The sequence below is a fragment of the Bacillus sp. 95MFCvi2.1 genome (genome assembly GCF_000374965.1).
Lineage (GTDB): Bacteria > Bacillota > Bacilli > Bacillales > Bacillaceae_G > Bacillus_A > Bacillus_A pseudomycoides.
Genome location: NZ_KB895751.1, coordinates 1 through 10694, shown reverse-complemented (window position 1 = coordinate 10694; position 10694 = coordinate 1). Strand labels below are relative to the sequence as shown.

The following is a 10694-nucleotide window of genomic DNA, read 5'->3' as shown; positions in this document are numbered from 1 at the left end:
CAATATAATCAATTACTAAAAAAATATCAGATGAAGGCTAGTATGTCTCGGAAGGGAAACTGTTGGGACAATGCTTGTATAGAAAACTTCTTCAGCCACTTTAAGTCAGAGTGTTTTCATTTATACTCTTTCCGTAAAGCTGATGAGGTTAAATTTGCCGTGCGCAAATATATACACTTTTATAATCACCAAAGATTTCAAAAGAAATTAAATAACCTGAGTCCATATAAATATAGAACTCAGGTTACTTAGTTGTGCTTTTTGAATACAGTCTACTTGACAGGGGTCACTTCATTTAAGGCTGTCTTTTTTATTAATGTTTGAAAGTAAACCTCTATGTAAAAGTTTACTTTCATTTCTCTGATTAAATTAGTAATTTATACAAGATTTTATGAAAAAAATAGGGAGACATAGGGAATCATCGGGAAGCCAAAAGGCGTACCAGAATAGGAATGTATAAAAAGATGCATAGATCCATAGAACAAGGACAAGAGGGATTATGTTAACCTTACATGTATAGGGTATACAGGTTTTTAAGGTAGGTTTTCCAATGAACAGTCACGAACTATTAATAATGAAAAGTTTACTTTAAGGAGGATTCATAAAATGAAAAATTTAATGACAAGTGATGGTACTACCTTACATATAAGCAAAAATGGACAAGGCTTACCTTGTGTTTTCTTACATGGAGGTCCTGGTTATTGGAGTTACTCTTTTGAACAGACAGGCGGCCCTATTTTAGAAAGTTTTATGGAAATGCATTATCTTGATCAGCGGGGGTGTGGTCGCTCTTCACTCGCTCCGAAAGGAGATTACTCACTAAAAAGATTACTTTTAGATCTTGAAGAAATAAGGCAAGAATTAAAGATAGATAAATGGATTGTAATGGGACACTCATTTGGTGGTATTTTAGCTACTAACTACGCCAAACAATACCCTGACAGTGTCTTAAGTTTAATCTTGCTTAATTGTACACTAAACAAGCGAGAGTCAAACCTGCATCAAATGAATGTAGGAAGAAGCTGGTTAGAAGAAGATAATGTTTTGGATTCTTATGAGTCAATCGAGTCTTTCTATAAAGACTTCTTTGCGATGGCTGAAAAACTGCTAGAAATGGGAAAATATTATGATTTACAGTTCACGGATAGAAAAAATCTTAAAGTCTTAGAGAGCTTAGATAAAGAACTTAAACATCGCCCTGATTTTCGTAAATATGTACATGCGGATCCTGAGTTTTTTCAAGATTATACTCAAATCACAGCTGAAATTTCAGTGCCAACTCTCGTAATTAGTGGCAAGTATGATGATGCTGTTGGACCATATCACTATAAAAGATTTAATTTTCCTAATATGTCCGTTGCTATTTTAGAAGATAAGCATCATCCTTATTTAGAAAACAAAGAAGAATTCAGGCGCGCAATTCAGGAATTTATACTAGCTATACCTACTCTAAAAACAACTTAAATTTACTTCCGATATCGGGTTTTATATAAATAAAATAGGTCTAAAGTATGAATCAGTTTCATTATTAAGTATGATTTGAAAATTCCTTTTTTTGTTATCATTTAATAAATATTTAATAAATGGGGGATGAAATATAAAGCTTAAGGTTCAAGGGGTTTCTGAACTGGTTTTGCAGGTAGAATCAATGGCTAGAGCAGCGGGGGATTATTTGTATCCTTAATAGTCAAAGAGAAAGCAGTAAGAGAGTTAATATGTTGCAAGTATTGAGACAAGGAGTGTTATTCGGATGGCAAACATTTTAATGATTAACTTTCCAGCAGAAGGGCATGTCAATCCTACTTTGGGCATTGTAAAAGCTTTTGCGGAAAGAGGAGACAGTGTTCACTATATTACAACTGAAAAATTTAAAGAACGTTTAGAAAAAGTTGGCGCAACGGTTCATCTTCAGCCTGATGTATTGAGTAAAGCATCCATTGATCCGTATTCGAATGCCGGTTTAAATGCCTTTCTGAAAATTCAAATTCAAACTTCATTGGACGCTTTAGATATCACAAAACAGTTATCTCAGGATATTGATTTTGACTTTGTATTTTATGAAAAATTTGGAGCAGGGCAACTAGTGAGAGATTACTTGCAAATTCCGGGAGTTTGCTCTTCAGCATCCTTTTTGTTTCCCAAAGAATTTCTTAAAAACATGCCTTTATCTCCAGAATCCGGATTTAAACCTGATGAAGAAGCTGAAAAGTTAATGGTACAAATGAAAGAATGTTATGGCGTAGAGCCGGAGAGCTCGGCTCAGTTTATGAATAATGCGGCGGAATTAACGATTGTATTTACGAGCCGGTATTTTCAGCCTAATAGCAAAAAATTCGATGATTCAAATATCTTTATCGGACCGACATTCCCAAAGAGGGCTTATACGGGTAGCTTTCCCTTTGAAGCATTAGAGGATGAACAAGTCCTTTATATTTCGATGGGGACGGTTCTTGACCGTACAGAGGAGTTTTTTAATACATGTATTGATGCATTTTCTGATTTCAAAGGAAAAGTTGTCATCGCTGCCGGTGAAAGAGTAGATATGACAAAAATTAAAGAAGCTCCCGAGCACTTTATCATTTCTTCATATGTACCGCAATTAAAGGTACTCGAGCACACGGATGTCTTTATTACCCATGGCGGTATGAACAGCGTGAATGAATCGATCCACTTCAATATCCCAATGGTTGTTATCCCGCATGACAAGGACCAGCCTACAGTGGCGCAGCGTCTGACTGAGCTTAATGCCGGCTACAGAGTATCAAAGGATAATTTGAAACCTGAAACGTTAAAGGATGCCGTTAAAGAAGTGCTGACCAACGAAATCTATAAAGAGGGTATCAAAAAAATTAATGAAAGTTTTCAAAAAAGCGGTGGGGCAGAAAAAGCTATAGAAGCTATTGATGCTTTTGTGCAAAACAAAAAATGAAGAGAAACACAAAGCCTTATTCAATGCGAGTTGAATAAGGTTTTTTTAGTTTGACTTCCGATAATGAGACGTTATGTTAACCTTATATGAATGGAATATACATCCAATTTTTACAACAAATCAATTATTCTAAATGATACAATAAAGAAAAAAAGGGAGGGATTTTTTTGATAAATTACGACTACAAAAATAAGCAAAAGAACAATGGAAACCGTCTTGTTTTAGTCAGAAATAAAGGAGAAGTATTAGAATGAAGAAATATACATACTTACCTCCTAAGGTAAAGGACTCTACTAAATCGGTTGATGTCAAGGATGAATCTGGAAATAAGGTATTCACATTTAAAAGAAATTACAAAAATATATTAACAAGAATGGCAACCTATGTATGGAATATTGATTGGAACGTTCAAATCGATGTTTATTCCAACGATAGAGATATAGTTTATCAGTGCATAAAGAATACCAAATGGTTAGGAAAGCCTACGTATAAAGTTATTAACTGTCTGACGAGTGAAGAATATGAAGTAAGTTATATTTCATGGCAAGTTATATCGCCTGAGCTTCTTATTAAATCTGAGTCTTGTGAACTCATAGTAAAGAAAGCACCAATGGATTGGGCAAAATTTTATTATCAAGGTAAAGAAGTAGCAAGGTGGAGAATGAAGACATCAGAATGGTTTAAAACATACTTAGAGATAGAAGAGGATTCTCCTATACAAGAACCAGAATTTTTTACGAGTATTGCACAAATTCTGTTTTATGTCGGTGAATAATTAACTTCCGCTTTCGATAATTATGTCAAAAGTAAAGCTATTCTGATGAATGGTTTTACTTTTGACTAGCGTAGTTTTTTCCAAAATGCTGGCGATATCCCATGCCCATCAAGCTAAGGTTAGGTATTTCATGAACTTCCGTTCTTGTTGCCTACATGCTTGATAATTTGTTTATTTGTTTTTAAAAATACGCATACCAAATAAACCTTGATACGGTGTGTTTTTAAAGATTATGCAGTTTTCTGCTTTAGATTGGATACAGTAAACTGATAAACGACACCTAAAACATACTAAGATTAGTAGTGTAAACCAAGGCATTGGTTTACACTACTATTTTTTTATAGTAGAAGTGAAGAATAGGTCGCTTTGATATTGGGATTTTAAATCCGTACCCAAAACAGACCTTCTTCACTTACCTTATTTGAATCAGTTTAGTATGTGGATCCTTGAGATCGTGTATAAGAAATGGGAATCGATAAGAGTAAGATGAGGACTTCAATTCTACATAAGGAGGCAAAATATGCAACATGTAATTGCGTTTGATGTTAGTATGGGAAAGAGTTATATGGTTATTTATAATGCTCAAAAACAATGTATTTTTGAAAGTGAAATCAATCATTCTAAGCCCGATTTTGAAGAACTACGAAAACGAATAGATCAACTTATGAATGAAAATAAAAAACCACCTCATATTGTGTTCGAAGCAACTGGTGTCTATTCGAGACAACTGGAGCGTTTTATGCAAGATAACAAGTTTGAATACTTTCTGTTGAATCCTTTAGAAGCGAAATTACAATGCGATTCCTTACGGATTCATAAAACCGATAGAAGCGACGCGCATCAATTAGCTCTCACACATTTCACGGCTTCCCGGAGGAAAAAGACAGGCACAGATAACTTATTTTATCAATTAAAATCACTCTCAAGGTTTTATAGTGAACTGGATGACGAATTATCTTTGATTCGTAGCCGGATGCATAAAGTCATTCAGTTGACATTTCCGGAATTGGAACAGATTTTCACAACTAAGTCAGATTTATTTTTAAACTTTGTTCAATTATTCCCTCACCCAGATTTTGTTCAAAATCTTTCCAAAACGGTCATGAAGAATCAGATTCGTAAGAATACCAATAAAAACATCTCAATCAGCATAGCAGAAAAGAAAGCTATGGAAGTACTTGAGGCTGCCAGGTATTCTTATCCAGCCGTACGTCAGGATGACGTTTTATGTGAACAACTCAAATCGTACGCGAAACGCTATCAGGAGCTCCTTTATCAAAAAGAACAGTGTATCACGAAAATGGTACGATTAGCTGAAAGTCGCACAGAATATCCAATTATTCTTAGTTTTCCGGGAATAGGTCCCAATACGGCTATACGTTTGTTAGCTGAAATCGGGGATATTACTCGCTTCGAAAATAACAAACAACTTAATACATTTGCAGGTATTGATATACGCCGTTTTCAATCAGGAAAAACTTTTTTCAAAGATAAGATCAATAAACGTGGAAATAAGCATCTGCGTAAGCTTCTTTTTCTCATTATCCAGAACATGATAAAGCTACGTCGTTACGGACAGAACCACATTGTTGAGTATTATGATAAATTAAAAACGCAACCTTATAACAAATGTCATAAAGTTGCGTCAATCGCATGTGTAAATAAGTTATTGAAGCTCCTCTTCTAGCTTATTACACATAATATACACTATGATTATCGGTTAACCGCCTGAAATCATAGTCTCATTCATCATACTATATTTATTCCCCCTAGTAAAAAACGAATACATATTAGGGGTATTTAGTTTGCATTAAATTTAACATATATGATATAGGCTTTGCGATATTTAATTGATTAAAAATCTAAAAATAAGGATTGACTAATCGTAAGAAATATCAAAGACTGTCTTTTTCTCATATCTGTGGGATTTCCGTCCGTTTTTCTGTAAGAGGTCAAACAGACGAAGGAAAATTTTTGATACTTCTTGGGTGTCTTGTTGTATAGCTCCATATACTAAGTACAGATGATCTTGAATCATATAAATTGCTTTATATTCACTTAATTCTTTTTGTTTTTTCTGTAGTAACAGCTGTCGCATTTTGAACATAGTGGAAGAACAAAGAAAAATAGCGATTAACTGTCCATAAAGATGACATTCTAGACGCTCTCGCTTAATATTGTGACAATGATTGATACCAAAAAGAGATTTCCATGTTTTAAATACAATCTCTATTTGCCAACGTAGAGAGTAAATCTCGTGAACATGTTCCATCGGAACAATTTCCCATGGTATGTTGGTAATATAAATATTGATTTCTGTTAAACGTTTACTTTTTTCAGAGTATGTAACCCCTTTTTTCTTTTCAACATAAGTTTGCTGTTTCCTACGCTTATGAATTTGAGTTGATGTAAGTCTGTATATTACAACTCGTGAGGGCAATTTTTGTTGTCCAATGTAGGCATTCCGAATTTCATAAGTATCCCCTGGTTTTATCTGATGCATGATATCTTCAAGGTTAAGTAAAACATATAAAGATTGCTTTTTTACTGTCCCATCCCGAAAGAATTCTGGAAATTCATTTTTTACATATACTCTATTATTTAATTTCAACCGTGAAACATAGAATACCCCTCGTTGATCCATCTGGTCTAAATCTTTTAGAGAAAAGTATCCTAAATCTCGAATACATAAATCTCCTGGTCGTAAGGTATCCAAACACTCTGTTCCAAAGGTTTTATCATTATTTTTACCTGGTTCCATTTGAAAATTGAGGAATTTCCCACTATGTAAATCATACTCTAGTTGAATCTTAATACCGGCTGTTTGTGCACATCCTCCTGAACCAGGATAAATAGGAGCTAAATGATTGGGTACTTGAAAAATAGTAGCATCTAAAATACGTATACGTTGAAAATAAGAGGTGTATTGGTTTGAGATTCGAGACGAATCGTTTAGTTTGCTTTTGATTAAAAGGGAAAATACACGCTGTAGAAATAAAACAGCGTATCGGTTAAAACGTTGATTAAGTCCTTCTGTACTCATGAGTGTAGCTGTATTTGCATAAAGTTGACTACATAATCGAGTGAGGAAATCGCTTGCTACCTGTTGACTAATCCAGATACATAAAGCAGCCAAATCTTGTGCGCCATACTTGCTTTTACGTTTTACAAAACCTGTCTCTTGTGCAAGTAGTTGAAGAATATGTGGAGATAGATATCGCTGTAGTTCTTCAGCGAACAAATGAAACTCATCTTGAATCGATAGATTCATACAAAAACGCCGTCCTTCCTGTATATTTCTACAAAAAGAATAGCGTATTTTCATTGTTTTTTGGGATTAATTTCTAAAGTTTCATGAGAATGTATTTACAAACCCAAAATATGGTTGACAATTAAGGATTACATTTGTAATATTAATTTACAGATTACAAATGTAATACAAGGGGTGGAATTTTATAAAATGAAAGAATTACCTAAAATATCGGAAGCTGAATTGGAAATCATGAAAGTTCTTTGGTCAAAATCGCCTCAAACAGCAAATGAAGTGATTGAAGCACTAGAGGTAATGATGGATTGGAAACCGAAAACGATTCGAACGCTTATTAATCGATTAGTCCAAAAAGAGGCTGTTTCTTACCATCAAGATAAAGGGCGTATGTATGCATATTATCCTTTAGTGTCGCAAGATAGTTATCTACAAGTAGAAACAAAATCGCTCCTCAAACGTTTCTATGGTGCAGCATTTAAACCTTTACTTGTGAATTTTTTAAAAGAAGAAAAGCTTTCTTCAGAAGATATTAACGAACTCAAACGTATTCTGGATGAGAAGACTGAGGAAAATCAGAGGAAGGATAGATAATGATGATAGATATGCTTGTAAACGTCTATCTACCTCGATTTTTTGATTGGGTGATAGAAACATCCATTATGGCAAGTATATTAGTTGGTTTAATCTTATGTGTCAAAATCTTGCTTAGAAACAAGTTAACCCCGCGATGGCAGTACATGTTATGGATGATATTAATTGTAAGACTTCTATTACCATGGTCACCAGATAGTTCCTACAGTATCTACTCTATTCTTTCGTACAGTAATGGAACTTCTGATACCTTTTACCAAGAGCCTGTAGCTGTTTCTTCTTCAAAAGAACGGACAGATATAGGCGATACAAAGATAGTCACAAAAGAAGATAACTATGCATCTGATTTAACACAACCAGCCGAAAGTAAGAAACAAACGCACAGTAATAAAAAGCCACAGGATGATACGTTTTCATTTTATACAATCGCTCTATATATTTGGCTTGCTGGGGTTATCATTCTAGGTTTTGCCACCATCATTATGAATAGGCGTTTACTTCTCTACATAAAAAAACAACCTGTTATTACAGATGAAAGGATTGTCAAAATATTTAAGAGCTGTAATAAATCTATGTCCGTTCAGCAGGATATCCCACTCCTCTTAGCTGGAAAAATTGCAAGTCCAACTGTTTTCGGATTTTTTCGACCAAGGGTGTTATTGTCAAGTGCACATATGAAAGTATTAGATGATCAACAACTACGATATATTTTTTATCATGAATTGGCTCACATCAAAAGAAAAGATGTCGGTGTGAATTGGCTTATGCATGGCTTACTCATCCTAAATTGGCTTAACCCGATTCTTTGGTATGCCTACTCATGCATGCGGGAAGATCAGGAACTGGCATGCGATGCATTTGCTCTTACATTTATAGATTCAGAGGAAAAACTTGCATATGGTCATACCATTATTACCCTTTTAGAACACTACTCAAGTTATTATCAAGTACCAAGCTTAGCGAACTTAAGTAGAAATAAAAGAACATTAAAAAGGAGAATTCTTATGATTAAAAAATTTCAAAAGAAATCTTATCGTTGGTCTGCATTTGGAGTTGTTGCTATTATTGCTGTATCATCTGTATCTTTATTAAATGCACATGCAGATATACCAACTAACCCGCAGAAAGAACAAACTGAAATGAAAAATAATATCAAAGAAGCAAAAGCACAAACTAAAGTTCCTATTCAGCAAATTGTAGAAAAGATGATTGGTACAAAAGAACAAGCATTTGCAGAATTTCATATTTCAGAGGGTCGATATGAATATATACTTCAAGAAATGGAAGTGGTACGGAATCTGTTAACAAAAGAAGAATTTGACCAATTAATCAAATTGCAAAGAGAGGAGTATATCATAGACAAGAAGATAAAATCAGTAGGGACATTTGAAAATTTAGAACCAGAAGATCAAAAAAAATTAGAGGAGAATGGCAAAGCTATTGAACCATTATGGGGAAAAATTTATTCACATTTCACATCTCGTTCATTTGATTTTCCATACAAGAAACCAACTTATGTAGCGAAAGGTTATGAACTAAAGAGGGGAAAAGTTGAACCAGTAATTACAACAAAAAAGCTGAATCCTATCATTAACTCAGAATATAGAGCCGGGGAGTTTGGCTATACAATTTATCAATCCGCCGTTTTAGAAAAAGGAAGGGATCCATTTTACTTTTGGATTAATGATAACGATAAGATCGAAAATTATGAACGAGAAGGAGCAAAATTCACGTTTGCTAAAATGACGGGAAGCAATGTAAAGGGCATGAAGATGATTGTTCCTGCAAAAGGAAAGGACAATGCCTATCAAGTTGTAATTATTGACGATGTTTTAAATAAAGCTGAATTAGAGAAAATCATGATTTCCTTTTTAAAATAAAAAATAGAGTCTCGAGAAAAAAATCTTGAGACCTATTTTTTATTTGAGTTTGAAAGAAATCTTCATGTGTTAAAAGAAATTAATAATTTATAGAACAAAAAAGTGAGATGAAATTTGTGTTTTGAGGGTACTGTAAAATCTTAGCTTGATGGGCATGTGGCGATATCCCTTATTAACAATTTAATCTTTTATTCTAGAAATTTAAATTATATTAGGATGTTATTATGAATAACCTTTTCCTCTAAAATACTCTACACGCTTATCTACTCGTCGTTTCTTTTTATATTCCGTAGTCATAAGCAATGCACCCATTACAAACAAACTATTACTCACAATGATCCAAAACATAGATAAATGTTGCGTTGTCAATAAACTAGGAAAAATTGCAACACACATGAAAAAAATCCGATGAAAGAACACTGCTATACAAACAGATAATGTAGTTAATAAAATTAAGAAAAAAGAAATAAATAGTTCCATATTAAAAAAACGCCACTGATATTCTTCATAAAAGTAAGCTATAATTTGTATTCCACATCCTAAAAATCCTAGCATATGACCAAAAACATGAAATTTATATCTATCTTGTTGCCTTCCCAGTTTCACAGCTAAACTTATAAGAGTACCCGTTACAACTCCAATCAATATAAATACTGCTACGTACCATAATGGTCTACCGATAGAAATGTCGACACCATAAAAGCCATAGAGCATAAGGGTTATACATACTCCTATCATTATAGTAGACAAAAAAACATCATATTTTTTATATAGAAATTTCTTTTGCAAAATCAACGAACTTATTAACATACAAGTACATGCTATTAAAGCAATATAAATAAAAACCCTCAAATCTCTCCCTCCTACACGGTAAATTTTACCATAATTTTAACCTAAGTCCTATATTCATGGGATCTCTAATAGAGATAACAGTAAGATCTATGATGTAAACAGTGAAATGACTTCCGATAACAAGAATTATGGTGCGACAAGAAGTTGCATTCCCACAGTGTAGCTTACGCTACCCCTCTAGACGCAAAGAAGGTCTCCATCCGAAACTGTATTTCTGGTAACGGGAATGTAGGTTGCATGAGGAAATGCGGAAACAGAGGACAAATGCATGGTCCGGAACACTGCTAGGAGAAGATAGGTATGGTAAACGAGAGTGAAGGTTTGTAAGCTTCGTAAACGTTAGCTCAAGATAATGCATGGCTTTGCTTGGGTATTGGCAAGAGGAAAAGTAGGGTCATA

General features: G+C 34.0%; 9 protein-coding genes. 7 read left to right on the top strand and 2 right to left on the bottom strand.

Features of this window, described 5'->3' with window-relative positions; translation table 11 throughout:
- The first annotated feature begins 30 nt into the window (after positions 1–30).
- The 5 genes from C568_RS36620 to C568_RS32290 all read left to right on the top strand — a co-directional run bounded on the left by C568_RS36620 (position 31) and on the right by C568_RS32290 (position 5391).
- Positions 31–252, top strand: a complete 222-nt coding sequence (locus C568_RS36620) for an IS3 family transposase (protein WP_018782459.1) — start codon at positions 31–33, stop codon at positions 250–252.
- Positions 253–606: 354 nt separating this feature from the next.
- Positions 607–1464, top strand: coding sequence for an alpha/beta fold hydrolase (locus C568_RS0129600; protein ID WP_018783654.1), 858 nt, complete (start codon positions 607–609; stop codon positions 1462–1464).
- 286 nt (positions 1465–1750) lie between these two features.
- Positions 1751–2929: a macrolide family glycosyltransferase gene (locus C568_RS0129595; protein WP_018783653.1), complete on the top strand. Its 1179-nt coding sequence runs from the start codon at positions 1751–1753 to the stop codon at positions 2927–2929.
- Between the two features lie 250 nt (positions 2930–3179).
- The gene (locus C568_RS0129585; RefSeq protein WP_018783652.1) at positions 3180–3704 is read left to right on the top strand and encodes a tubby C-terminal domain-like protein; all 525 of its coding nucleotides are present in this window, start codon (positions 3180–3182) and stop codon (positions 3702–3704) included.
- 520 nt (positions 3705–4224) lie between these two features.
- Positions 4225–5391: an IS110 family transposase gene (locus C568_RS32290; protein WP_018783651.1), complete on the top strand. Its 1167-nt coding sequence runs from the start codon at positions 4225–4227 to the stop codon at positions 5389–5391.
- 192 nt (positions 5392–5583) lie between these two features.
- Here C568_RS32290 and C568_RS0129575 read toward each other — a convergent pair whose 3' ends face one another.
- Positions 5584–6975, bottom strand: coding sequence for an IS4 family transposase (locus C568_RS0129575; RefSeq protein ID WP_018783650.1), 1392 nt, complete (start codon positions 6973–6975; stop codon positions 5584–5586).
- A 189-nt stretch (positions 6976–7164) separates the two neighbouring features.
- Between C568_RS0129575 and C568_RS0129570 the strand changes: the two genes are divergently transcribed.
- Together C568_RS0129570 and C568_RS0129565 are read left to right on the top strand one after the other, a co-directional pair.
- Positions 7165–7563, top strand: a complete 399-nt coding sequence (locus C568_RS0129570) for a BlaI/MecI/CopY family transcriptional regulator (RefSeq protein WP_018768172.1) — start codon at positions 7165–7167, stop codon at positions 7561–7563.
- A 2-nt stretch (positions 7564–7565) separates the two neighbouring features.
- The gene (locus C568_RS0129565; RefSeq protein ID WP_029428003.1) at positions 7566–9443 is read left to right on the top strand and encodes a beta-lactam sensor/signal transducer; all 1878 of its coding nucleotides are present in this window, start codon (positions 7566–7568) and stop codon (positions 9441–9443) included.
- Between the two features lie 222 nt (positions 9444–9665).
- Here the strand turns inward: C568_RS0129565 and C568_RS0129560 are convergent, their stop codons facing one another.
- Positions 9666–10295, bottom strand: coding sequence for a hypothetical protein (locus C568_RS0129560; protein WP_018783648.1), 630 nt, complete (start codon positions 10293–10295; stop codon positions 9666–9668).
- Between the last annotated feature and the right edge of the window lie 399 nt (positions 10296–10694).